General features: G+C 58.9%; 24 protein-coding genes. 9 read left to right on the top strand and 15 right to left on the bottom strand.

Going from position 1 to position 22719, the window contains the following annotated elements; translation table 11 throughout:
• The first annotated feature begins 8 nt into the window (after positions 1-8).
• Positions 9-1136 carry a DsbA family protein gene (locus tag KT71_RS19865; protein ID WP_008294073.1) on the top strand — a complete coding sequence of 376 codons (1128 nt, stop codon included), beginning with the start codon at positions 9-11 and terminating at the stop codon, positions 1134-1136.
• Between the two features lie 11 nt (positions 1137-1147).
• Here KT71_RS19865 and KT71_RS17165 read toward each other — a convergent pair whose 3' ends face one another.
• Positions 1148-1927 carry an SDR family NAD(P)-dependent oxidoreductase gene (locus tag KT71_RS17165; RefSeq protein ID WP_008294074.1) on the bottom strand — a complete coding sequence of 260 codons (780 nt, stop codon included), beginning with the start codon at positions 1925-1927 and terminating at the stop codon, positions 1148-1150.
• Between the two features lie 88 nt (positions 1928-2015).
• On the opposite strand from KT71_RS17165, the gene KT71_RS17160 reads away from it, so the two are divergent.
• From KT71_RS17160 to KT71_RS17130, 7 genes are all read left to right on the top strand, one after another.
• The gene (locus KT71_RS17160; RefSeq protein WP_008294075.1) at positions 2016-2858 is read left to right on the top strand and encodes a lipase family protein; all 843 of its coding nucleotides are present in this window, start codon (positions 2016-2018) and stop codon (positions 2856-2858) included.
• Positions 2855-3676, top strand: coding sequence for a class I SAM-dependent methyltransferase (locus tag KT71_RS17155; protein ID WP_008294076.1), 822 nt, complete (start codon positions 2855-2857; stop codon positions 3674-3676). The genes KT71_RS17160 and KT71_RS17155 overlap by 4 nt, the downstream gene beginning before the upstream one ends.
• A gap of 90 nt (positions 3677-3766) precedes the next feature.
• Positions 3767-5197: an MBOAT family O-acyltransferase gene (locus KT71_RS17150; protein WP_008294077.1), complete on the top strand. Its 1431-nt coding sequence runs from the start codon at positions 3767-3769 to the stop codon at positions 5195-5197.
• A 3-nt stretch (positions 5198-5200) separates the two neighbouring features.
• Entirely contained in the window at positions 5201-6406 is a 1206-nt protein-coding gene (locus KT71_RS17145; RefSeq protein ID WP_008294078.1) for an alginate O-acetyltransferase AlgX-related protein, read from the top strand.
• Between the two features lie 120 nt (positions 6407-6526).
• On the top strand, positions 6527-6778 hold the full coding sequence (locus KT71_RS17140) for a hypothetical protein (protein ID WP_023660277.1): 252 nt from the start codon (positions 6527-6529) through the stop codon (positions 6776-6778).
• Between the two features lie 9 nt (positions 6779-6787).
• A complete protein-coding gene (locus KT71_RS17135) occupies positions 6788-7246 on the top strand; it encodes a methyltransferase family protein (RefSeq protein ID WP_008294080.1) in 459 nt (152 codons plus the stop codon).
• A 193-nt stretch (positions 7247-7439) separates the two neighbouring features.
• A complete protein-coding gene (locus KT71_RS17130) occupies positions 7440-8000 on the top strand; it encodes a lipocalin family protein (protein ID WP_008294081.1) in 561 nt (186 codons plus the stop codon).
• Positions 8001-8173: 173 nt separating this feature from the next.
• On the opposite strand, the gene KT71_RS17125 is transcribed toward KT71_RS17130, so the two are convergent.
• The 14 genes from KT71_RS17125 to miaB all read right to left on the bottom strand — a co-directional run bounded on the left by KT71_RS17125 (position 8174) and on the right by miaB (position 22090).
• A complete protein-coding gene (locus tag KT71_RS17125; protein WP_008294082.1) occupies positions 8174-8572 on the bottom strand; it encodes a hypothetical protein in 399 nt (132 codons plus the stop codon).
• 260 nt (positions 8573-8832) lie between these two features.
• A complete protein-coding gene (locus KT71_RS17120) occupies positions 8833-10260 on the bottom strand; it encodes a Y-family DNA polymerase (protein WP_023660275.1) in 1428 nt (475 codons plus the stop codon).
• Positions 10261-10343: 83 nt separating this feature from the next.
• Positions 10344-10550, bottom strand: coding sequence for a DUF2788 domain-containing protein (locus tag KT71_RS17115; RefSeq protein WP_008294084.1), 207 nt, complete (start codon positions 10548-10550; stop codon positions 10344-10346).
• A 9-nt stretch (positions 10551-10559) separates the two neighbouring features.
• On the bottom strand, positions 10560-10997 hold the full coding sequence (locus KT71_RS17110) for an OsmC family protein (RefSeq protein ID WP_008294085.1): 438 nt from the start codon (positions 10995-10997) through the stop codon (positions 10560-10562).
• Positions 10998-11186: 189 nt separating this feature from the next.
• The gene (imuA, locus tag KT71_RS17105) at positions 11187-12134 is read right to left on the bottom strand and encodes a translesion DNA synthesis-associated protein ImuA (protein ID WP_008294086.1); all 948 of its coding nucleotides are present in this window, start codon (positions 12132-12134) and stop codon (positions 11187-11189) included.
• Positions 12135-12229: 95 nt separating this feature from the next.
• A complete protein-coding gene (locus tag KT71_RS17100; protein WP_008294087.1) occupies positions 12230-12700 on the bottom strand; it encodes a GFA family protein in 471 nt (156 codons plus the stop codon).
• 1 nt (position 12701) lies between these two features.
• Complete coding sequence (gene holA / locus KT71_RS17095; RefSeq protein ID WP_008294088.1) at positions 12702-13736, bottom strand: DNA polymerase III subunit delta; 1035 nt, start codon at positions 13734-13736, stop codon at positions 12702-12704.
• A gap of 11 nt (positions 13737-13747) precedes the next feature.
• Positions 13748-14275, bottom strand: coding sequence for an LPS-assembly lipoprotein LptE (locus KT71_RS17090; protein WP_008294089.1), 528 nt, complete (start codon positions 14273-14275; stop codon positions 13748-13750).
• Positions 14276-14285: 10 nt separating this feature from the next.
• Positions 14286-16745, bottom strand: a complete 2460-nt coding sequence (gene leuS, locus KT71_RS17085; RefSeq protein ID WP_008294090.1) for a leucine--tRNA ligase — start codon at positions 16743-16745, stop codon at positions 14286-14288.
• A 65-nt stretch (positions 16746-16810) separates the two neighbouring features.
• Complete coding sequence (gene lnt, locus KT71_RS17080) at positions 16811-18334, bottom strand: apolipoprotein N-acyltransferase (protein ID WP_238549437.1); 1524 nt, start codon at positions 18332-18334, stop codon at positions 16811-16813.
• A gap of 8 nt (positions 18335-18342) precedes the next feature.
• Positions 18343-19185, bottom strand: a complete 843-nt coding sequence (locus KT71_RS17075; RefSeq protein ID WP_008294092.1) for a CorC family transporter — start codon at positions 19183-19185, stop codon at positions 18343-18345.
• Positions 19182-19673, bottom strand: coding sequence for an rRNA maturation RNase YbeY (gene ybeY, locus KT71_RS17070; RefSeq protein WP_008294093.1), 492 nt, complete (start codon positions 19671-19673; stop codon positions 19182-19184). Before ybeY ends, KT71_RS17075 begins: the two co-directional genes overlap by 4 nt.
• On the bottom strand, positions 19673-20710 hold the full coding sequence (locus KT71_RS17065) for a PhoH family protein (protein WP_008294094.1): 1038 nt from the start codon (positions 20708-20710) through the stop codon (positions 19673-19675). The genes ybeY and KT71_RS17065 overlap by 1 nt, the downstream gene beginning before the upstream one ends.
• A gap of 39 nt (positions 20711-20749) precedes the next feature.
• The gene (miaB, locus tag KT71_RS17060; protein ID WP_040362466.1) at positions 20750-22090 is read right to left on the bottom strand and encodes a tRNA (N6-isopentenyl adenosine(37)-C2)-methylthiotransferase MiaB; all 1341 of its coding nucleotides are present in this window, start codon (positions 22088-22090) and stop codon (positions 20750-20752) included.
• Positions 22091-22316: 226 nt separating this feature from the next.
• Here miaB and KT71_RS17055 point away from each other — a divergent pair, with 226 nt between their 5' ends.
• The gene (locus KT71_RS17055; protein WP_008294096.1) at positions 22317-22664 is read left to right on the top strand and encodes a DUF1820 family protein; all 348 of its coding nucleotides are present in this window, start codon (positions 22317-22319) and stop codon (positions 22662-22664) included.
• Positions 22665-22719 lie beyond the last annotated feature (55 nt).

The raw sequence follows: 22719 nt of genomic DNA, 5'->3' as shown, positions 1-22719 counted from the left end.
TCATGTCTATGCAGCTGTCTCCTCTGGTATCTGATGCTCCCGCCATCGTCTATATCGACTTCAAAAGCCCCTACGCCTACCTGGCGGTGGAGCCCACGCGGCAGCTCGAACAAGCCCTGGGGCTGCAGTTCGACTGGCGGCCTTTTGTACTGGATATTCCCAGTTATCTGGGGAGTGCCCGGCTGGGGAAAAGCGGCGAGGTCGTCGAGGCGCAGCGGAGCCCCGAACAGTGGTCCGGTGTGAAATACGCGTATTACGACTGTCGTCGCTATGGGAGCCTGTACGGGCTGCGGATACGCGGCACGGAAAAAATCTGGGACACCAATCTGGTTTCCGCTGCGATGCTATGGACAAGGTCACTCTCCTTTGAGGCGACGGCGCGATTCATTAACCGGGTGTACCCACCGTTCTGGGTGCGCGACCTCGACCTGGAAAGAGAAGATGTCATCAAGGAGGTACTCGATGACTGCGAGCTCGATGGACAGGCGTTTTTGCGCTGGGCTCACGATGAGGGATTGGCGATGAATGCCGACTTCCAGCACGCGGCTTTTGCCGCGGGCATCTACGGCGTGCCCAGCTATGTTGTCGATGGCGAGTGCTATTTTGGTCGGGAACATTTGCCCCGGGTACGCTGGCATCTGGAAGGCCGCCGGGGCGATGCGCCGGATATCGCCAATGTAGTGCCGGAGACAATGAGCATAGACGGGTCCACCCCCGGGCGTGTCGTTGTTGGTGTCGATGACTCGCTGGATAGTGTGCGGGCCGTGCCGCAGTTGAGAGCGCTTCTGAAGGGTTATCAGGGCGCCGTCAGTTGGGTGCGGATTCCGCCCCGCAAGTCAGGCAGCGCTGTCCTGCCGGACGAGGATCATTCACGGAGCGCCATGCATCAGCGCTTCCGGCGCGCCGCGGTGGCTGCCAATGAGCGTCGCTACGGCGTTCTTGATCAAGGGCAGACAAATTATGGGGATCTGATCAGCGAGATGCTGCGAGCGGCGGGTATACCCCTTGAGGCCGAGTGTCCGGAGCAGGTCCTGCGCCCGGCCATGCCCGGGGTGGTGGTGCTCTTGGATGACGAGATTTTTATCGGCCGCCAGCATTTACCCCTTATCGCCAAAAAGCTGGGAGTGACGCCTTAGGAGAGCGCCGCCTACTGCGCGGTGTAACCGCCGTCGATAACCAACTCTGAGCCGGTCATAAAGCTAGCTTCATCGGAGGCAAGAAACGTCACGGCGTTGGCGATCTCCGTCGCCAGACCCAGGCGGCCTATGGGGTGGGCGGCGACCAGTAGCTCCGCCATTTCGGCGCCGTCTTCTCGCTCGGCCAATGCGTCCCGAACCAGCGGCGTCTCCACAAAGCCGGGGTGCACGGAGTTCACGCGAATCTTGAGGGGCGCCCACTCCAGGGCGGCGGATTTGCTGAGCAGGGTGACGGCCCCTTTGGAGGCGCAATAGGGAGCTGCTCCGGGAAACCCGACCTTGCCGAGAATCGAACTGATGTTGATCACCGATCCGCCGCCCCGTCGTTCAAGGGCCGGACCGGAATAGCGGAGGCCCAGGAAAACCCCGTCGAGATTCACCGAGAGCACGCTGTGCCAGTTCTCGAGATCCAGATTCATCAAGTCCGTGTTATCGCCGGCAATGCCTGCGTTGTTCACGAGAATATCCAGGCCGCCGAAGGTGTCGACGGCCAGCGCTACGGCTCGTTCCCAGTCCCCTGGCTGCGTCACGTCGTGCTGCAGCGCCGCTGCCTGTGTGCCTTCACGACCTAGCTCATCAGCAAGCGCCGCTACCGCGCTATGATTGATATCGGTGAGTACTAGGGAGGCACCGGCGGCGGCCATTTTTCGGGCACTGGCTTCACCAATGCCTGACGCCGCCCCCGTGATCAGAGCGACTTTGGCGGTGAGCGTGTTATCGCTTGTGGGCATGGATGGACTCTCCAGGTGGGTCTGGTGTTTTTTTTTGCCAGCATAGCGGCATAATGAGCAAAGGAACACCAATCCTCAGGAGGCGGGCATGGAGTACGCGCAGCACTTCCGGCCTTTGCGGGCCTGCGATGCCTACGACCCCCAGAATGCCCTGTCCCTGGCGCTGGCTTGTGAGCTGGCCTATGCACCGCTTAGGGATGTAAAGCGCTGTGTGCAAAACACCTGGAGTTATGAGTTTCTGGGTCAGGTCTCCCGACAGAAAAAGCCCGATATCGATACCCAGTGCTTTCTTATGGCCGATGACAAAAACATTGCCGTGGTCTTTCGCGGCAGTGATTCGGGGAGTGACTGGTTTGCGAATTTTCAGGCGTCTCAGGATCCGGGTCCTTTCGAAAGCACCGGCGCTCATGAGGGCTTTCAGGATTCCCTGTATCCCGCGGTGATCAAGCTCACAGAAATACTCCGCAGGGACCCGGGGGAACCAAGAAAGCTGTGGATTACGGGACACAGCCTGGGGGGCGCGCTGGGCTCCCTTTATGCCGGTATGCTTCTTGAAAACGATATAGATGTGTATGGCGTCTATACCTTTGCGAGTCCGCGACCCGGCGATGAGAAATTCGCATCCGCCCTCAACGACAGAGTCCTGGGCCCCCACTATCGGGTGGTGAATTCCGGTGACGTGGTTCCCCATGTGCCCCCGGAACCCTTCTTCAGCCATCCGGGGTCGCGGATCATACTCAAGCACAATCACAAAAAGCGCACCAAGGGCTCGTGGCTCGATGAGCGCATCGCGGCCCTGAAGAGTTTCGTGAGCATGACGGGGAAGCGCTTTGACATAGGCGACAACCATCGACTGGCGGCAGCCCCCAACAGCTACATCCCCCGGCTGATGGAAGACCTTGCCCGGGAAGAGCGAGGAAAAAAACGATGACAGATCCTCAGCCGCCGGGGCTCACGGATGTGCCGGAAACCATGCTCTGGACCCTGCACAGTCGGGCGCACGAGGCCATGCGGCCGGACGGTGTGTTCAGCGACCCTAAAGCCGTAGAGATTTATCAGGGCCTGGACTATGACTTTGAGCGGAACTTCGGGCGCAGCAACCCCATGGCGGCGCTGCGTGCGCAGCTGTTTGATCAGCTGGTCTCTGCTTTTCTTGAGGAGCATCCCGGTGCCAGCGTCGTAAATCTGGGTGAGGGCCTGGAGACCCAGCGCTATCGCCTGGAACAGACTCCGGGCGAGTGGTTTACCGTGGACCTGCCCGAGGCCATAGGGATACGCGAGCGTTTTATTCCTGCCGACGCGCGGCACCAGCACATTGCCCTGTCAGCCACGGATCGAGCCTGGATGAGGTGCATTCCCCGGGACCGACCCGTGTGTATCGCAGCGCAGGGACTGTTTATGTATTTTCAGGAGCAGGATGTGCGGGATTTGCTTGGCGATATCGCCGCACAGTTCCCTCGATGCCATCTGCTGTTTGATGTGATTCCCCACTGGGTGTCCCGGGCATCGGTGCTGATGGGCGGACTGCCCCTGACGCGCCATTACCGAACGCCGGTCATGCCCTGGGGGGTCCATCGGATTCTGTTGAAATCGCGACTCAAAAGCTGGGTGGGGCGCCCCTGCGATGTCAGTCTTCTGGACTATCCGTTTTTCCCCCGGGGCGCGGCCCGCCTGGCCAGCAAGACGGTCGATTTGCTGCCCGGTGCCCGCCAGTGGACGCCCTTTGTCGTGAAGGTGGCATTGCGTTGAGAGGCGACTAAGCCCTCGGCGACTCGCAAAGCGCCGGTCGGCCTGCTATAAGACGGCCGGTCTTTGGGAGAGCGCCCGCCAGCGTCGATTATGGTTTTTTCCACTACCTCATTTTTGTTTGTTTTCTTGCCGATTTTTTTGCTGTGCTATGCGCTGCTGCCCTGGCGGAACCTCACGGCCCTGGTCTTCAGCCTCCTGTTTTTTGCCTGGGGGGAAGGTGCCTATGTGCTGCTCCTCCTCGCTACCGTGGGTTTTAACTATTTTCTGGGACAGCATCTGGAGGCGGGCAGCCGGCGGTCGCAGTTTCTCGCCCTGGGGGTGGCGGCCAATCTGCTGGTGCTGGGCTACTACAAGTACTTCGGTTTTCTCATCGGCAGTGTGCTGGAGATTCCCATTCCCCCGGAGGACATACCCCATCTGCCCCTGGGGATTTCATTTTTTATCTTTCAATCGATTTCCTATCTCATCGATGTTTACCGGGGAGACTCCCCCCGGGCGCGTTCCTACTTTGATCTGGCGCTGTATATTGCGATGTTTCCGCAGCTGATTGCGGGTCCCATCGTGCGCTACGCCACGGTCGCGGAGGCGATCCGGCACCGGCAGATATCGTCCTATGACGTTTATCGTGGCGTGATTCTGTTTATCGTGGGTCTGAGTTACAAAGTATTGATCGCCAACAATGCCGCACAGGTCGCGGACACGGTGTTTGGTTTTGCGCCCGGGCGCCTGTCAACGGCAAACGCCTGGACCGGCATTGTTGCCTACACCCTGCAGATTTTCTTTGATTTTGCCGGCTACTCGCTCATGGCAATTGGTATTGGTCGGATCATGGGTTTTCACTTCCCCAAGAACTTTGATTTTCCCTATACATCCCGCTCCATCACGGATTTTTGGCGGCGCTGGCATATGTCCCTGTCGTCCTGGTTTCGGGACTATCTGTACATCCCCCTCGGGGGCAACCGGCACGGTCCCTATCGGACCTATGTCAATCTGTTTACGGTGTTTTTGCTCTGCGGTCTCTGGCATGGCGCGGCCTGGACCTTCATCATTTGGGGTGTTTTTCACGGTCTCATCCTCGCAGTGGAGCGCGCAGGGCTTGGGGCAGCGTTACAAAAGATTCCCCGTCCAGCGCAGCATGTTTACGCAATGTTGCTGGTGATGATTGGCTGGGTACTCTTTCGCGCCGAGACCCTGCCACAGGCGATGTACTATCTCGAGGCTATGTTCTCTTCCGTGCCCGCGAAAGGCATCAGCTTTGTGCGCCTGGTGAGCACCGAGAACCTGAGCTTTATGCTCCTGGGCGTGATCTTTGCGATGCCCGTGCTGGAGCGGACGAGGGCCTTTAGAAATGGCGAGGATCCTGATGACGTCGACCCGGGCGGTGCGACTCTGAGAGACGCAAGGGGCGGTCACTGGATTTACCGTGCCGCCAATGGGGTGGTGGCTCTCGCCCTATTACTCATGTGCTCGACATACATTATGTCTGGCACCTATAACCCTTTTATTTACTTCAGGTTTTAGGCGGTGAGCGAAGAGCAGGAAACAGCAGTCGCAGGCTTTGGAGCCCGCGCCCGGCTGGCGATAGCCGCAGTGGCCCTGGTGTTCTTGTTACCGTCCCTGGGCGGTTTCTTTGCCGATCACCAGGCACGGCAGAACTGGGAGAAGCGTGAGCTCGCGGATTTTCCCGACGTTAAGGGCGCGGAGTCGGCAAAGGCCTTTTTTACGGGACTCGAGGCCTTCATTGACGACCACGTTGGCTTTGCCATGTCCCTGAACAAGTTTTATCGCATGCTCCAGTTTTACCTGTTCAAAGACAGCCCCATCGCCAATGTTGATATTGGTGACGACGGTTTTGTGTTTTTTAATGCGCACAGTGCGACGCGGCCCTACGCCGCCCTTCGTAAGCTGTGCCTGCCCAAGATGCCGCAGGTCCGCGCTAGCGAAACAGCCATGGAGGGCTTTGCAGCCACGGTTCGACGCTATGGGGCCAATACCAGCTACGCTATCGTACCCTCCAAGCCGTTGCTGTATCCCGACGAGTTGCCGCGCACGGTACCGGCTCCGGTGAGGCGAGCCTGTCTGTCTCTTGATCCCCTGGATAGCGTTGGGGGGCAGCTGCGGACCCGTTCCGCAGGGAAGGGCTATCGGGTGCACTTTCCCATAGAAGCGCTCCTGGCGCTGCGCGACCAGCCCGCTTTTTATCCGCCGGGGAATTTTCACTCCGCCAGCATGATTAATCACGAGTTTGCAGGACGATTATTGCGAACGCTGGGTATTGAGCCCGGAGACGCTTACGGACAAGGTGCCAGCTTAGGAGTGATCAGCGCGGATATGCGCTCCATGGGTTTCACCCGCCGGGTGGAGGCATGGATTTATCCCTACGCAAGCTATGGCGTCAGGGTTGCCAGAGGCGAGCCTGCCTGGGTTAAGCGCTTTTACAGCCGCGCGAGGGACTTTGGACAATACCGGGCAGCCAATCCTGCGTCGCCCCGGTCTGCGCTGTTGCTTTCCAATTCTTTTGGCGCCTTTGTCGCCCCGCACCTCGCACCGGGCTTCAAGACTCTCACGCATATCAATCTCAATGCCTTGCAGCGACAAGAGGCCGATGCTTTCCTCAAGGAGGTGATGATGCGAGTGAAGCCCGATGAGGTGATTGTGCTTGTCCATGACGGCGGTATCCCCAACTCTGCGTTGGATATGCTGGCTGCAGCCGAACAAGCGGGTCAGTAGCCAGTAGATACTCCGTCCCTCTATACGCCATCGATCCGGCGGTGAACTCGAGAGCGCAATTGAATATTTTTGCCCGTGGAGGACGTTCTATGGGAGCGCTCAGGGGGCGATCATGGGTACATGCCCCGTTTACTGCTGTTTATGTTCCTCGTGCTTGCGATGGAAACACTCTTCGCCGCAAAGCCTGATAAGGCCCTGCAGCGCTGCATCTATCTCAGCGAGAAGATTGAGCATTACACGGCGTTGCGACGCAAAGGGGGCTCCAGCGCGCGCATGGCGTCGTGGCGTAAATCGCGCAGCCGCTACGAAGAGGAGTTCCATACTGCCGGCTGCCGTAAATTCAGTCGTCAGTTGCGCCGCAAAAACCGTTAAGCTTTCCCCATGAATCTGGAACTAAAGATCCCCCCGGTAATCCTGCTTGCCGGCGCCGGAGCGCTGATGTGGCTTGTCGATCGTGGGGACAGTTTTGCCGCCTTTACCCTGCCTATGAGGCATGGTCTGTCGGCACTCGCCCTCACCTTCGGCATCGTCATTGCCCTCCTGGGCGTTAAGGCATTTCGTCAAGCCGGCACAACGGTGGATCCCCGCTATCCCGAGCGTTCCTCCGAACTGGTGGTCATCGGTGTATACAAAATAACCCGCAACCCCATGTATCTCGGTATGTTACTGGTGCTCATCGCCTGGGGTTTGTATCTGGGTAGTGGCTTGTCGCTGTTGGTCGCCCTTGGGTTTTTGACTTATATGACGCGGTTTCAGATTGTCCCGGAAGAGCGTTTCATGGCGCAGCGCTTCGGCGATGACTTTGTGAAGTATCGTCGGAGTGTTCGGCGTTGGTTGTAGCGTAGTGGTGATGTTGAATAGCGATGCTGACGGTGCATCGGGTGTCGCCGCCATGGGGCGATCATGGCTGATGGGTTGTGGGTTGTGGGTTGTGGGTTGCGGGTTGTGGGTCATGGGTCGTGAGCAAAAAGGCCCTGGTGTACTTAAGAGGAAGTTTATGAATGAAATAAAGCGAAGGGCTGGTCTGGGGCGCATGGGGCGCCTGAGACATTTGACGCGCTGGGCCTTGGCGGCTGCCGTGCTGTCAATGCTGTCGGCCTGTCTGGGCACTCCCGATGGTGTGGTAGCGGTACAGGAGTTTGAGGCTGAACGGTATCTCGGGCGTTGGTACGAGATTGCGCGCCTGGATCATAGCTTTGAGAGGGGCTTGAAGAACGTTACCGCTGAGTACGCCTGGCGGGAGGATGGTTCCGTGCGGGTCTTTAACCGCGGTTACGATATCGAGGATCAGGAGTGGAGCGAGATAGAGGGTAAGGCCAGTTTTGTAGGACCTCAGGATGAAGCGCATTTGAAAGTGTCTTTTTTCGGGCCGTTTTATGCGTCTTATGTGGTGTTTGAGCTGGAACGCGAGAACTACGAGTACGCTTTTGTATCTGGCTTTAATCGCGATTACCTGTGGTTACTTGCGCGAACCCCGACGGTGTCTGATGCCCTGCGCTCACAATTTGTAGAGCGGGCGTCTGCCCTGGGCTTTGATACGGAAGCGTTGATCTGGGTTGAGCACTCACCTGTGGCGGGGAGTGAAGGCGGGTAACGGCAGGTGAGAATGCAGGTGAAAGGGCGGGTAAGAGCGTAGGTGAAAGGACCGGCAAAAAGTTTGCGAGTCAGGTAGCCGACAAATGCAAACAGTCAAAGCATGAAAAAGCCCGGCGTTTCTGCCGGACCTTTTGATGCGTTCCTAGTGCTGGGTTGCTGTCTTAGCGGCGTTTAGGCTCCGCTGACGTCCAGCAGTTCCCATTTGCCCGCCTGGTTGTCGCGCTCAATGTAACGGTAGCGCACCTTGCTGCCGTGAGGAGCGGTCTTGACGTCCGTGATATCCGGGCTACTGGTGAATTGCACGCGCCGGCTTTTTGCGCGGCGGTTAAGACTGCATCCGGCTTCCGTGCCCCGGCGCGCGTTACGGAACTTGACGTACACGGGCTGACCGAGTTCTTCAGCTTTGCGCATGTCCACAGTGCCCTCAAGGATACATTCCTGAGTGATTTCTGCGCTGGCGTAGAGGGGAAGTAGGGATAGACCTAGAGCGCTTGCTGCGATGAGCAGGCTGCTTTTAATCACTGAGTGATTGGCTCCCAGGCGTCCATTTGATTTTTTTGTGTTGTACATGTGTGTCTCCTTCGCCTCACGGCGATGTGGGTCCTGCAAGTTTCTCGATTCCTTCCGTTCCTGCCGGTACCCGGGGTTTAAATTTATGCTCTTAGCTGCATTTACGACGATCTGATTATGACAATCTGAAGCAAACTGTCACAAAAATGACATAAAGCTGTGCTAGGCAGGACGCTAGTTTACGCCTAATTCCAAGGGAAAAGCTATATTTTTCATAAATTTGTAATAATCTTGTCATATTTGATCGAACTGTTTATCGATTACGCGAAGAATCCCTGCATAAACCAACGTTGCTCCCGGCGCTCATGGAATACCCAGAATCGCTGTCCCTGGGTGTTGCGCGCCACAAAATAATCCCGGCTGGTGCTGCGCTCCCACCAGCCGTCCTCAATGCGCTCGGGTCCATAAATCAGTTCCAGGCGGCTGCCCCAAAACAGCAGCTCGCCGGCCTCATGGCGGAGAACTTCCGGCTTTGGCAGGAGCCAGAAGGGTCGCTGCGCCGTATCCGCCGGGTGCAGTGCGTTGGCAGTACCCGCGGCCGTTTCAGCCGTACTATGTTCTGGCAGGTGAGCGTCCCGGTGGTGGAGGCTGTTGACCGCCCGGGCCCCCAGGCGGTTACTGAGTAGATCTACCAGCTGACTTGTCGATTCTGACTGGCTGGCTTGGCGGAACAGGTCACCACTGGTCGGTTGAGCCGATTCCAGCTGCTCAGCGCGTAGCTGTACGAGTTCGACCTCCTCCGTAAAGGGCTGCCGTTCCAGGCGAAGGCGGGTCAGGCGATACCAGTCCTGTCGCGGTGTGCGCGCTTGGCTGGTGCGCACGTCCAGTACCTCCCGATAATTGTTAATGCCGGAAAAATGCCAGATAAGCTGTCGGGTCTGTAGCTGTCGCTGGCGGAGATAATCATCCAGTGATGCCAGCAATTGCTCCAGGGCCGGGCCCAGTTCGTCCTGATTGCGCACGGGATAACCCAGGGGGTAACTGTCCACAAAGCAGCTGGGGGGCTCGAAATGCACCGGCGGCGCGATCACTTCGCCGCTCAGGTGTTGAAGAAGCTCCCGGAACTGGGCCCCACAGCGTCGATTCAGGGACGCAGCGGGGAGCGCGAGAACCTCGCCCAGGGTTTTAAATCCGCTGCGCTGCAAGGCAACAAACTGTTCGTGTAGCGGCTCGAGTGTTTGCAGGGGCAGTTTATGAAGCCTTTCACTCTGGGAGTAATCCTTTTCAGCATCGTCATCGCTGGCGGCGTAGGAAAACGCCCAGGCGGCGAGGGGTGTTGCCCCCAAGGCGATATCTGCACTGTAGCCGCGACCGGCCAGGCCCTGGCGGGCATGACGAATAATGGCATCACTGCCGCCAAACAGTTTCAGGGAGCCACCAATTTCGAGCATCAGGCAGTCGCCCCGAAAGGGGTACAGATGCGGGGTAATGCCATAGGCCCAGCAGCAGAGACTCTCCAGCGCCTGGGTTTCCGCCTCGGGGTCCCGGGGCAGCAGTTGCAGCGGGCTGTCGCCTGCGAGGCTGCGAGCAGCGGCCGGATCCATGCCGGGCTCCAGGCCCAGGAGACTCGCCGTGGCGTTGACGGCATAAATTCGCTGCTTCTCCACGACAGCGAGAGCTTGAGGCCGCCGTTGAGGAAGGCATTGAACCGCCAGTTCCCTGAGGCGCAGACATAACCAGAGTTGCATGAGATGATTCTAAGTACTGTATATTTATACAGTACTTAATTTTCTGGTGTATGGCGATAGCCGGCGGGAGAAAAGACCTGCTTTTAGTTCATGCCTCGCTCTAGCAGATAGCTGATGGCTATCTTGATCACGAAACCCAGCACCCCCAGGGCGAGAGCGAGGTAGAGGATCATGGTGCCAAAAACACCGGCGTTACTACGTTTGGCAAGATCCCAGATAATAAACACCATAAATAGAATCAGACCGCCGACACCGATGGTGACGCCGTACTCCGTGAGCCACAGATCCATGAGAGGGGGTCAGTCGTCTACCGTGACCGTTGTGCTGAGGCTGCTGTCAGCGATGAGGGAGTTTGTGATCAGGCAGCTTTGCTCAGCCTTGTGCAGGAGCTTCTCGGCTTTCTCCACATCGGTACCTGCGGGAACATGCAGCGTGGCCTCCACGGTAATAGCAGTGAACCGAGTAACCCGTTCTACACGATCCAGGGTGCCCGACGCCTGGCATTGAAGTTCGTTCCAGTCCAGCTTGGATGCTCGGGCGATGGCCCGGAAGGACAGAATGAAGCAATCCGCCACCGCCGCAACGAGCAATGACTCCGGGGACCACTTGTCCCCGGGGCCGCCGAATTCCGCCGGAGGCGCCGTGACGATTTCTGAAACGTTGGCGGCGGTGAGTACAACGGGGCTGTCAGCTGTAGCGTTGCCACGAACTTCGTAGTGATGGGGAAAATCCTGCATGACCAATCATTCCTGTCTTGATGAATACGCGTGATGGAGTGCCTGCATTTTAGGGCAGAGCACTCATGACAGGAATAGCTGACAAAACCCCGCGGCTATCGCCCCGTTACCGCGGATTTTGACCTGAACTGACGCCTGGTTTGAAGCCTAAGTTGAAAATTAAGTTAAAGCTTGAGTTGACCTTCAGTTTTAAGAGGCGGCGCGACTCGTCGGTGTAATTTCATCCTTGGGTAGCTCCCAAAGCTGGGGCTGGTGCGGCACGTCATCCTCCGGTGGCAAATAGACATCGATGCCCTGTATGCCGCTGCGCTGCTTGAGAATGTGTACCTGCCGATACGCATTCATCTGTAAGCGCAGGGCGGCCGGGGCGTGCTGATGTGCGGCGTCCTGAGAGCGGAACAATACGGCCAGGGTATTACCTCGCGCCGCAGCCAGCTGCAGTCGCCGTAGCTCTGCATAACGATACTCGCCGCTTCCCAGCCAGCTGAACACCACGCTGCAGGTGCCGCTGCGCAGGGCCTGCTCGGTACTCCAGAGTAATTCTTCGCGCTCCCTGGGGTGTACGAGGAGGACTTTCTGGGTGTCGACCCCCCGGGCTGCGAGGAGGGGAGCATAGGGTGTGTAGGGGGGCGCGATAAAAGCCTGCCAGCGCTCCTGCTGGCTGAGGTTTTCCATGGCCGGCAGAAATAAGCCCATAGCGCCCATGCCCGAGGCATCGCTCATGACTTCAATGCAGGTGCCCAGGGGCCAGCCCTGCTCACACAGGCGGGCATCCAGGGCGCCAAACCCGGTAGGAATGCGTTGATGGTGGTGAAGGTCGCCGTTTGCCGCGCCATCGCTGTATTGTTTGTTCTGAGGGCTATCAATAAGCGGTGCACCGGCAAAATCACTGTACCCGAGCCAGGTATCGCGCCGGTTGATAATGCTGTGCAGGCTTTCAGGGATCTCTTTTGCCGCCAGCCCCGCCGTCAGATGATGGACGGCCTTGCGCGGACCATGGGCGGCGTCGGATGCGCTGGGGTCACGAGGCGCGTGAAGGTTGTGAGGGCTGTAAAGATTGTGAGAGTTGTGAAGACTGTGGATATTGTTTTGTAAATGGCTATTGTTTTCTAAGGTATTGCCCGGATCCTGATGCATTGCCGCTCTCCAAAAGTACTGTATATAAAAACAGTAGTCTGGAAGCGGGCATTCCGCAAGTAAATACTTTTAACCTGTCGCCTATTGAGACATGTTTACGGAAAAAGCTGCTTCAGTGAGTGATGGCCGGGGCTCCCCTGGCTCTTGAACGCTTCGCGGTGCTGGCAGCCAGCATCACCGATCTCGTCCCAGGACGCTTTGGAGTCCACGAAAATATGGTGCCTGACCGTGAGGGAGTCGCTGCCTTCCAGCAACAGGCCGGCAGGCACAAAGGTGCGCTCGGCATCGTTGGCGCCCGGGAGCCTGGAGCCGCAGTGGCGACAGAACCAGGTTTGCCAGTCCGCATCCGGTTTCTTCCAGGTCGCAATAGCGTCCTCGCCGGCTGTCCAGCGGAACACCGAATTATCGACCACTACAACGGCAATACCGTTACTGCCTGTGGACCGGCGACAGATGGAGCAATGGCATACAAAAACGTCCTTAAGCTCGGCACTGACTTCAAACCGGACTGCACCGCAGTTACAGGCGCCATGGGCCGCAGGGGGGCTGGCGAGATCGTCGGTCACCCTAGGCCGACCGCGCCAGGCCTGGCTGTCCGTCCCGGGCAATACCGGCCACGAGCCACTCGGTTTGCTCCCAGGGGTCGCCCTGAGCATAGCCCTTGATGCAGCCATCTACGTGGCTTGCCAGGGAGAGGAGCACCTCACAGCTCGCTACGGAATGTCTGCGCATGGCCGCCTGGATTACCCCTTGTCGGCTTTTCCAGACCCGAGCCCCATTGAGCGCCTGCATGGGGGCCTGTCCCGCTTCCACCGCCTGCAAAAGTCCGCGTAGCAGACGCAGTTCCCGCACCAGCCCCCATAGGAGCGCCGGTGGCTGAATGCCCTCGGACCGCAGTCCGTGAAGCATACGCAGGCTGTCCCCGGCGCGTCCCGACAGGGCCACGTCTATCAGCGCGAAGCTGTCAAAACGGGCGCTGTTGGCTACCGCGTAGGCGACCTGCTTGGCGCTTACGGTGCTGTCTCCTGCCAGAAGGCGAAGCTTCTCCAACTCCTGCACCGCCGCAAGGAGGTTGCCCTCGACTCTTTCCGCGAGGAGGGCCAAACCCTCCCGGTCTATGGATAAACTGATGCTCCGCGCGCGCTGCTCCAGCCAGCGGGGAAGTTCATCCGCATTCACGGGCCAGAGCTGAACCGTCGCGCCCGCCTGGTCGATGGCCTTGTACCATTTGCTATTGGTGCTGGCTTTATCGATCTTTCCCGCTACGATCAGCAGCGTATCGGTCTCTGGTGCCTGGGCGAGGTATTCCTGCAAGGCTTTGCTGCCCTCGGCGCCGGGCTTTCCGTTGGGAATCCGCAACTCTATGAGACGCTGCTCGGCAAACAGGGACATGCTGCTGGCGTCCTGGGTGAGATCCTGCCAGTTAAAGCTGCGATCGCTGCTGTCCATCACGTGGCGCTCGTTGCAGCCTCCCCGGCGCGCCGCGGCGCGTACCTGATCGGCACATTCCTGTACGAGCAGCGTTTCGTCGCCGCTGATGAGGTACACGCGGTGGAGCGTACGTGCCAGATCCTGGGCGAGCTTTTCGGGATAGAGGCGCATCGGGACTGACGCTATTCGACGTTGGCTGCGAAAAAACTGATTCTGCGCAGAATCTGCGTCGCCAGCTCGCGACGCAGCTCGCCCTGCAATACCCGCACTTCTTCGGCCTTGCCCACGACGTTCTGGGGGTCGTTTTCCATCTGCTTGTTAACGGAAGCGGTGGTGCGCTCCATGACCATCTCGCGATTACTGTCGAACACGATGAAGTCCGCGCTCATTTGCAGGTCAAATTCCGCGGCGCGGGCCTGGGCGTTCACGGACAGGTTACGCTGATTGAAGATCTCGGGACCCAGGCGCAGGATGTGCTGTGCTTCGGCACGGGGCACCCAGACGATGCCGCTGGCACTGAAGGTCGATGCAACGATGCGGGTGAGCTCCCCGTTGGGATCATTGGAGGCCAGGTACATGCGGGACCATTCCGGCGGTAAGGCCGAGCCCCCACCGGTGCCCCGCAGCTGAAAACCGCAGGCGGTGATCAGCAGGCACAGCGCCAGGACAATGGAGGAGGTCGTAAACCGGGTGAGGAAAGTCTTCGCCATGGTGACTAGTCTACCCGACCACAATATTCACAAGCTTGCCCGGTACGACGATCACCTTGCGTATGGTTTTACCCTCAATAAAGCGCTGGGCGTTCTCGGCCTTGAGTGCGGCCGCTTCCACGGCGTCTTTGTCGGCATCCGCCGCAATATCCATGCGGGCGCGAACCTTGCCGTTCACCTGCACCACGATCTCCAGCGTGTCACGTACCAGCGCGGATTCGTCTACCACGGGCCAGTCTGCATAGGTGACGTCGCCCTCACCGCCTAAAATTCCCCACAGGTGATGACAGATGTGAGGAACGATGGGTACCAGCATTCGGACCACGGCATCCAGCCCTTCCTGCATGACCGCGCGGGACTGGGGACCATCGATCGTCAGACGACTGAGCTCATTACACAGTTCCATGACCGCGGCGATGGCGGTGTTGAAAGTCTGGCGCCGGCCCATATCGTCACTGACCTTGGCGATGGTTTCGTGGATCTTGCGCCGGACATCACGCTCTCCATCGTTCAGCGCAGCGCTGTCCAATGCGGGCGCGGGGCCCTGATCCGTGTGTTCGTGGACGAGTCGCCACAGGCGTTTTACAAAGCGCTGGGCGCCTTCTACACCGTCTTCGGACCACTCCAGGGACTGGTCCGGCGGCGCGGCGAAGAGACTGAAAAGACGCACGGTATCGGCGCCGTGGCTGTCAATGAGGGACTGGGGATCGACGGTGTTGCCCTTGGACTTGGACATTTTGGCGCCGTCTTTGAGCACCATGCCCTGGGTCAGGAGGCGGGTAAAAGGCTCGTCAGAGCTCAGCAGGCCCTCGTCACGCATGAGCTTGTGAAAAAAGCGCGCGTAAAGCAGGTGCAGGATTGCGTGCTCAATACCCCCCACGTACTGGTCCACGGGTAACCAGTAGTCGGCCTTTTCCTTGTCCAGCATGCCGTCGGCAAACTCCGGGCAGGTAAAGCGTGCGTAATACCAGGAGGACTGTACAAAGGTGTCAAAGGTGTCCGTCTCCCGCTCGCAGCTCTGACCATCGAGGTCAAACTTTCGCCATTCGGGGTCCGCCTTGATTGGCGATGCCACGCCGTCCATGACCACGTCTTCGGGGAGCAATGAAGGCAGGCGATGGGCCGGAATCGGGATTTCACCGCCGTCGGCAAGATTGAGCATGGGTATGGGGGTTCCCCAGTACCGCTGCCGTGAAACGCCCCAGTCCCGCAGACGATACTGCGTGGTGACCTTGCCGGCGCCCAGCTCCTCAAGACGTGCGGCGATACGATCAAAGGCATCATCAAAACCCAGGCCGTCAAAGTCACCGGAGGCGGTGAGGGCTCCTTTGTCTGTGTGGGCGGCCTCGCTGACGTCCGCGGCCTGACCCTGCGCATCGCAAATCACGGTTTTGATCGGCAGCTCGTACTTGCTGGCAAATTCATAGTCGCGCTCATCATGGGCGGGGACCGCCATGACCGCACCGGAGCCATAATCCATGAGGACGTAGTTGGCTACCCACACCGGGACTTCTTCGCCCGTCAGGGGGTGCACGGCGCGAAGCCCCGTATCCATACCGCGCTTCTCTGCCTGGGCCATATCGGCCTCTGCTACGGAGGCTTTCTTGCATTCCTGAATAAACTGCCCGAGCGCGGGATTGTTCTCGGCCAGGGCTAGACTGATGGGATGTTCGGCAGCGAGGCTCACATAGGTGACACCAAAGAGCGTATCCGGGCGGGTGGTATACACCTCGATGCGTTCCTGGCCCGCGATAGCTTCCTTCAGACCAAAGGCAAGCTCGACGCCCCGGCTCTTGCCGATCCAGTTCCGCTGCATGATGCGCACGGGCTCGGGCCAGCCCTCAAGCGTGTCCAGGTCCTTGAGCAGCTCCTCCGCATAGGCGGTGATGCGGATAAACCACTGGGGAATTTCCCGGCGCTCAATGAGCGCGCCGGAGCGCCAGCCCCGGCCGTCGATCACCTGCTCGTTGGCGAGCACTGTCTGATCTACAGGATCCCAGTTCACCGTCGCCATTTTTTTGTAGACGAGGCCTTTCTCGTACAGACGCGTGAAGAACCACTGCTCCCAGCGGTAATACTCCGGCGTGCAGGTGGCGAGTTCCCGATCCCAGTCAAAGCTGAAGCCCAGGGCCTTGAGCTGCTCGCGCATGTGACCGATGTTGCTGTAAGTCCATTTTGCCGGCGCGGTCTTGTTGGCGATGGCGGCGTTTTCTGCCGGCAGGCCAAAGGCGTCCCAGCCCATGGGATGAAGCACATTTTTGCCCAGCATGCGCTGGTAGCGCGCGATGGCATCGGAAATGGAGTAGTTGCGAACATGTCCCATATGCAGCTTGCCGCTGGGGTAGGGAAACATGGATAAGCAGTAGAACTTGTCGCCCTCGAGGGTATCCCGTGCAGCAAAGCTGCGGTTTTCATTCCAGAAGGTCTGGGCGTCGCGTTCGATACGTTGGGGATCGTAGTAGTGTTCCATGAGCTCTGCTGGGTGCTTTTTTTCGAGGGCGCATGGTAGCAGTAAACCTGTTTTCCGGCGAAGCCTCAGTCTCCGTTATAGTCGTCCCGCCAGAGGGTGCGGTACATCAGGCCCATGCTGCCAAGGAGCAGGCCCAGGGCGATGAGCAGGGGCTTGGAGCCGAAGCTGGTGAAGGGGGTGTTGCCCAGCATGACCTGGGCGTCGCCCACGAGGGTGCTCTCGACAAATTGCTCCGTGCGGGCCGTGATCTTCCCCCGATGATCGATGATTGCCGACACGCCGTTGTTGGTGCCGCGCAGGAGATAGCGACCATTCTCCAGCGCCCGCATACGCGCCATCTGCAGATGCTGCAGGGGGCCGATGGAGGCGCCAAACCAGCTGTCATTACTGATGGTGATCAACAGCTCTGCGCGCTGGGCGCTTCGGGCGACCAGCTCGGGATAGACGATCTCGTAGCAGATGAGCGGTGCAACGCGATGGTTGCCGGCCTCCAGGGGGCCCTGCTTGCGGTCGCCGCGACTGAAGTCGGACATGGGAAGGTCAAAGAAATCGATAAGTCCCCGGAGTTGATCTTCCAGAGGGACATACTCACCAAAGGGCACAAGTCGTTGCTTGTCGTACTGCCCCTTCCCCTGACCCAGGGCAATGATGCTGTTGAAATAGCGGTTCTGAGAATCCCGCGTGGGTATGCCCGTAATCAGCACCGTGTCACTGAGACTCGCCCGCCGGGCGATGGGGTCGAGAAAATCCCCCGCCCGGTCCGCCACCCGGGGGATCGCCGACTCGGGCCAGAGCACCAGGTCCTTATCAAACATGGGGCGTACCGCGCGCTCGTACTGAGCGAGGATGCTCTGATAGCGACGCCGATCCCATTTTTGCTCCTGGGGGATGTTGGGCTGGTAGATGGCCACGCTCAGGGGTTTTTCGCTGGCCGGCGCCACCCATTCGATGGGTTTTAGCATGAGTCCACCACCCCAGAGCGTGGCCAACAGTCCCCCGTAGCTCAGCACCGTGGCAGGTTGGGGGCTTCGCCAGGTTAAAAACACGCAGCTCGCGGTGAACGCCACGGCGAAAGAAAGCCCGTAGACTCCGGTGATGGGTGCCCAGCCTGCCAGCCATGTGTCCACGTGGGCATAGCCGAGATACAGCCAGGGAAACCCCGTGAGCAGCCAGCTACGCAGCCATTCTCCAAATACCCAGAACGCGGCAAAGCCCAGGAGCATGCCGCCGGGCAGGGGCCTGACGATGCGGGTGTACAGCCAGGCCTGGAGGGCATGGAGCAGTCCCAGGCCCGCGCAGAAAATCAGGGTGAGAAACGCCGCGAGGGTAACCCCGGCGTTGCCATACACGTGAATGCTGACGTAAACCCAGGAGGCTCCCGAGCCGAACAATCCAAAGCCAAACAGCCAGCCGCGGCGGAAGGCCTGTCCCGGCGTGCAGCTTGCGAGAAGGTAGGCGTAGATGGCGCAGCCCACGACAGCCAGGGGCCAGAGATGAAAGGGTGCCAGAGACAGGGTGACGAGGGCGCCTCCCAGGGGCGCCAGAAGTAAAACCTGCCAGCGGGGCAGAGCGCTCGCGGGCGGGCTCACCGGGGTGCTCATTCCGCGCCGGGAGGACGTAACCGCAAACTGTGGATCTTTCTTTGATCGGCGTTGATCACTTTGAATTCAAAGCCATCGATATGGGTGATTTCATTGCGCGTCGGCATGTGACCAAAGGCATGCATGACCAGGCCGCCGATGGTGTCGAATTCGTCATCGCTGAATGCCACTTCAAAGTAGGCGTTAAAGTCTTCGATGGGCGTGAGCGCCCGCACAAAGAAATCATCATCGGCGATGCGACGGATAAACTGATCTTCCTCTTCATCCGTCTCGTCTTCGATCTCGCCCACGATTTCTTCCAGAACATCCTCAATGGTGACCAGGCCGGCGACGCCGCCATACTCATCGATCACAATGGCCATGTGATTGCGGTTTTCGCGAAACTCCCGCAGCAGCACATTCAGACGCTTGCTTTCGGGCACCACCACGGTCTGTCTTAGGAGGGGTCGCACATCAAAGTTCTCGCGGTCATCAGACAAAATCTGCGGAAGCAGATCCTTGACCAGGAGTATTCCCAGGATGTCGTCGGGGCTCTCGCCGATCACGGGATATCGGGAGTGTTTGCTGATGGAAATATGAGGCAGTATTTCCTCAAGCCTGCTCTCCGCCTTGATCACCACCATTTGAGGGCGGGGCACCATGATGTCCCGCGCCTGCATGCCGCTGACCTGCATGGCACCGTCGATGATGGACAGGGAGTCCTCCTCGATAATGTCATTTTCCATGGCCAGCTGGAGGATTTCCTTGAGATCCTCGCGGCTTCGAGGCTCGCTGGAAAAAGCCTGGGCAATGCGGCTCAGAAAAGACTTTTCTTCGTTGCCGTTGCGATCGTCGCTCATCCGGGCGTTACCTCTGCCAGCATTGCCGGGTCGGCGTTGTAGGGACAGGGCCAGCCAAGGGTAGCCAGCGCCTGGGTTTCCAGGGATTCCATGTGTGTCGCCTCGGCGTCAGATTCGTGGTCAAAACCCAGGAGATGGAGCACGCCGTGAACCAGCATATGGTCCCAGTGCGCCGCGAGGGGCTTGCCCTGGTTTGTGGCCTCTTTTTTAACCACCGGCGCGCAGATAACGATATCCCCCAACAGGTTCAGGGTGACGTCAGCGGGCAAATCCGCAGGAAAAGACAGCACGTTGGTGGGTGTGTTCCTGGCGCGATACTGCGCGTTGAGCTGCTGCATTTCGGCTTCATCAACAATGCGAAGAGCGGCCTCCCAGTGCCCGTGGGCCGCGGGAGAGCCTACCGTCAATGCCGTTTCCGCGGCGCGAAGGAGCGTCTGATCATCCGGGGATTTCTCGACAGTCTCACGAAATACGTCGAGGGTGAGCATCAGGGCTTACTCTTCTCCAGACTCGTGGTGTTCTTTGCGTCATGACTCTCGTAGGCGGCAACAATGCGTTGCACCAGGGGATGGCGCACCACATCCCGGTTGGCAAACCAGGTGAAGCCGATACCCGGGACATCCTCAAGAATGTTCGCCGCATGGGTCAAACCAGACTGGGTACCCCGGGGTAAATCAATCTGCGTCGCGTCGCCGGTAATCACGGCGGTGGAACCAAAGCCGATACGCGTCAGGAACATTTTCATTTGCTCCCGGGTGGTGTTCTGGGCTTCGTCAAGAATGATAAAGGAGTGATTCAGCGTGCGACCGCGCATAAAGGCCAGGGGCGCGACTTCAATGATGCTGCGCTCGATATATTTGCTCACGGTCTCGAAGCCCAGCATTTCATAGAGTGCGTCGTAGAGGGGTCGGAGGTAGGGATCGACTTTCTGGCTGAGATCCCCCGGTAAGTAGCCGAGCTTCTCCCCGGCTTCTACCGCCGGACGCACAAGGAGGATACGGCGAACCTTTTCCTCAAGGAGGGCCTCCACGGCGCAAGCCACCGCCAGATAGGTTTTGCCCGTGCCCGCAGGACCCACGCCAAAATTGATATCGCAATTATGAATGCTGCGCACGTAGGCCTGCTGGTTGCGGCCCCGGGGTTTGATGGAGCCCTTGCGGGTGCGAATCACCTGAAGGGCGGACGCGCCCTCGCCGGTGTTGAGCCCCTCGGTGCCTGCGTGCTGGAGTTGCAGATGCAGGGACTCGGGTGTCACGCCGATGCCCTGGCACACCTCGGCGTAGAGATGCTCAAGAAGTGCACTCGCGGTGGCGACGGCATCGGCCTCACCTTCAAGAGTGAACTGGTTGCCGCGGGAGCGGATGCTGACCTGGAGACGCTCTTCGATTTGACGCAGGTGCGCGTCAAACTGCCCGCACAGGGCCGCAAGATGTCGTGCATCATCAGGTTCGAGGGTCAGCCTGTAAGGCTGCCCGCCCGGACTGGGAGGTTCTGAGGTCAAATTGTTGTTGGTGGCGCTAGCCATGTCGATGGAACTGCAAGAATAGTCACGAATCCGCCACAGTCAACCCGCAGTGCCGGGTATCAATTCTCCCCGGAGAGAGTTAGGCAGGGCTTCGCCAATGGTGACATCGACAAACTGGCCGATGAGACCGTGGTCGTCGGCACTGAAGTTGACCACGCGATTGTTCTCCGTGCGGCCCTGCAACTGCCCCGGATCTTTCCGTGACGGGCCGCTGACAAGGATGCGCTGACGGCTGCCAACCATGTGTCGGCTGATGGCCTGTGCCTGCTGATTAATACGTGCCTGGAGTATGTGCAGCCGGGACTTTTTGGTCTCTTCGTCGGTATCGTCTTTGAGATCCGAGGCCGGCGTGCCCGGGCGGGCGCTATAGATAAAGCTGAAGGACATATCAAAGCCGATATCGTCAATGAGCTTCATGGTGGCGGCGAAATCGGCTTCCGTTTCTCCGGGAAAGCCAATAATAAAATCTGATGACAAGCTGATATTCGGTCGGATCGCGCGGAGCTTGCGAATCTTGGACTTGTACTCCAGAACCGTGTGCCCGCGCTTCATGTTTGCCAGTACGCGATCCGAACCCGCCTGCACAGGCAGATGCAGATGATCAACGAGCTCGGGAATGTCGGCGTAGGCCTGAATCAGCGCCTCGGAGAACTCCACGGGATGAGAGGTGGTGTAACGGATGCGGTCGATGCCCGGGATAGCGGCGACAAAATGCAGGAGCTCGGCAAAATCGACGATGTCGCCTTCGTGGCTTTCACCGCGATAGGCGTTGACGTTCTGTCCAAGAAGATTGACTTCCCGAACGCCGCGCCCCGCAAGACTGGCGACTTCGGCGATGACGTCATCGAGGGGGCGGGACACTTCCTCGCCCCGGGTATAGGGTACGACGCAGAAGCTGCAGTATTTGCTGCAGCCTTCCATAATCGACACAAAGGCCGAGGGCCCGTCGACACTTGGCTCGGGAAGGCGGTCGAATTTCTCGATCTCCGGAAAAGTGATGTCCACCACGAGATTGCCGCTGTCACGGCGTTCGTCGAGCATTTCCGGGAGCCGATGGAGGGTCTGGGGGCCAAACACCAGGTCAACGTAGGGCGCGCGCTTGCCGATGTCCGCACCTTCCTGGCTCGCGACGCAGCCGCCCACGCCGATGATGAGCTCGGGATTTTTCTGTTTGAGGTTCTTCCAGCGGCCCAGCTGGTGAAAGACCTTCTCCTGGGCTTTTTCACGGATGGAGCAGGTGTTGAGGAGGATGACATCGGCGTCATCCTCACGGTCCGTGGGCACCAGCCCATGACTGTCGACGAGCAAATCCTGCATGCGTGCAGAATCGTACTCATTCATCTGACATCCATGGGTTTTGACGAAGACTTTTTTGCTCACGGCTCCTGACCTTGGGGCTTCTAGCCCTGGCGGCTTTCCTTCACGGTTTTCCGGAGGGAAGGCCTTGATTTAAGGGCCGCGGAGTATAGCGTCCGATGCCCTCGCTGCCCAGCGACTTTACTGGTATTCCGGTGGTAGGCTAGGTAGACTCTCGCGCCCGCTAAAACGTGGCAATCCGGAGCGTCACCGGGCGTCCGGGCAGCCACAGTGAGTAAACGGAATCGCCATGTCCAGCAGTCCTGTCTACAAAGTTATCTTCCAGAACGGCAATCAGGTCGTAGAGATTTTTGCCCGTCAGATTTATCAGAGTGATATGTGGGGCTTCATCGAAGTCGAAGAGCTGCTCTTCGGCGAGCGCTCTCAGATCCTTGTAGACCCCGCCGAAGAAAAGCTGAAAACCGAGTTCAGTGGCGTTCAGCGCAGCTACATCCCCCTGCATTCGGTGATTCGCATCGATGAGGTGGCCAAAGAGGGTGTCGCCAAGATTTCTGACGTAAAACCCGGCGAGAGCACCAACGTAACCTCTTTTCCCATGCCGTCCACTCCAGCAAAACCCCGTAGCAGCGACGACTAAGCTTTGATCCGATCTGGGTCGGCTTGGCGCGGCTACGCTCGACTCCCGAAAAAAG

The sequence above is a fragment of the Congregibacter litoralis KT71 genome (assembly GCF_000153125.2).
Taxonomy (GTDB): Bacteria; Pseudomonadota; Gammaproteobacteria; order Pseudomonadales; family Halieaceae; genus Congregibacter; species Congregibacter litoralis.
The sequence above is the reverse complement of the archived record's forward strand: the minus strand, read 5'-3'. Positions and strand labels throughout refer to the sequence as shown.

Excerpts from the sequence above, each read along its gene's own strand:
- KT71_RS17155 (WP_008294076.1), top strand. The coding sequence starts at position 2,855 with ATGACAGATCCTCAGCCGCCGGGGCTCACGGATGTGCCGGAAACCATG.
- KT71_RS17130 (WP_008294081.1), top strand. The coding sequence starts at position 7,440 with ATGGGGCGCCTGAGACATTTGACGCGCTGGGCCTTGGCGGCTGCCGTG.
- KT71_RS17110 (WP_008294085.1), bottom strand. The coding sequence starts at position 10,997 with ATGCAGGATTTTCCCCATCACTACGAAGTTCGTGGCAACGCTACAGCT.
- holA (WP_008294088.1), bottom strand. The coding sequence starts at position 13,736 with ATGCGCCTCTATCCCGAAAAGCTCGCCCAGGATCTGGCACGTACGCTC.
- KT71_RS17075 (WP_008294092.1), bottom strand. The coding sequence starts at position 19,185 with ATGAGCGACGATCGCAACGGCAACGAAGAAAAGTCTTTTCTGAGCCGC.
- KT71_RS17150 (WP_008294077.1), top strand. The coding sequence starts at position 3,767 with ATGGTTTTTTCCACTACCTCATTTTTGTTTGTTTTCTTGCCGATTTTT.
- KT71_RS17090 (WP_008294089.1), bottom strand. The coding sequence starts at position 14,275 with ATGGCGAAGACTTTCCTCACCCGGTTTACGACCTCCTCCATTGTCCTG.
- imuA (WP_008294086.1), bottom strand. The coding sequence starts at position 12,134 with ATGCATCAGGATCCGGGCAATACCTTAGAAAACAATAGCCATTTACAA.
- KT71_RS17160 (WP_008294075.1), top strand. The coding sequence starts at position 2,016 with ATGGAGTACGCGCAGCACTTCCGGCCTTTGCGGGCCTGCGATGCCTAC.
- KT71_RS17165 (WP_008294074.1), bottom strand. The coding sequence starts at position 1,927 with ATGCCCACAAGCGATAACACGCTCACCGCCAAAGTCGCTCTGATCACG.
- KT71_RS19865 (WP_008294073.1), top strand. The coding sequence starts at position 9 with ATGCAGCTGTCTCCTCTGGTATCTGATGCTCCCGCCATCGTCTATATC.
- KT71_RS17125 (WP_008294082.1), bottom strand. The coding sequence starts at position 8,572 with ATGTACAACACAAAAAAATCAAATGGACGCCTGGGAGCCAATCACTCA.
- KT71_RS17055 (WP_008294096.1), top strand. The coding sequence starts at position 22,317 with ATGTCCAGCAGTCCTGTCTACAAAGTTATCTTCCAGAACGGCAATCAG.
- KT71_RS17065 (WP_008294094.1), bottom strand. The coding sequence starts at position 20,710 with ATGGCTAGCGCCACCAACAACAATTTGACCTCAGAACCTCCCAGTCCG.
- KT71_RS17135 (WP_008294080.1), top strand. The coding sequence starts at position 6,788 with ATGAATCTGGAACTAAAGATCCCCCCGGTAATCCTGCTTGCCGGCGCC.
- KT71_RS17120 (WP_023660275.1), bottom strand. The coding sequence starts at position 10,260 with ATGCAACTCTGGTTATGTCTGCGCCTCAGGGAACTGGCGGTTCAATGC.
- KT71_RS17115 (WP_008294084.1), bottom strand. The coding sequence starts at position 10,550 with ATGGATCTGTGGCTCACGGAGTACGGCGTCACCATCGGTGTCGGCGGT.
- KT71_RS17140 (WP_023660277.1), top strand. The coding sequence starts at position 6,527 with ATGCCCCGTTTACTGCTGTTTATGTTCCTCGTGCTTGCGATGGAAACA.
- leuS (WP_008294090.1), bottom strand. The coding sequence starts at position 16,745 with ATGGAACACTACTACGATCCCCAACGTATCGAACGCGACGCCCAGACC.
- ybeY (WP_008294093.1), bottom strand. The coding sequence starts at position 19,673 with ATGCTCACCCTCGACGTATTTCGTGAGACTGTCGAGAAATCCCCGGAT.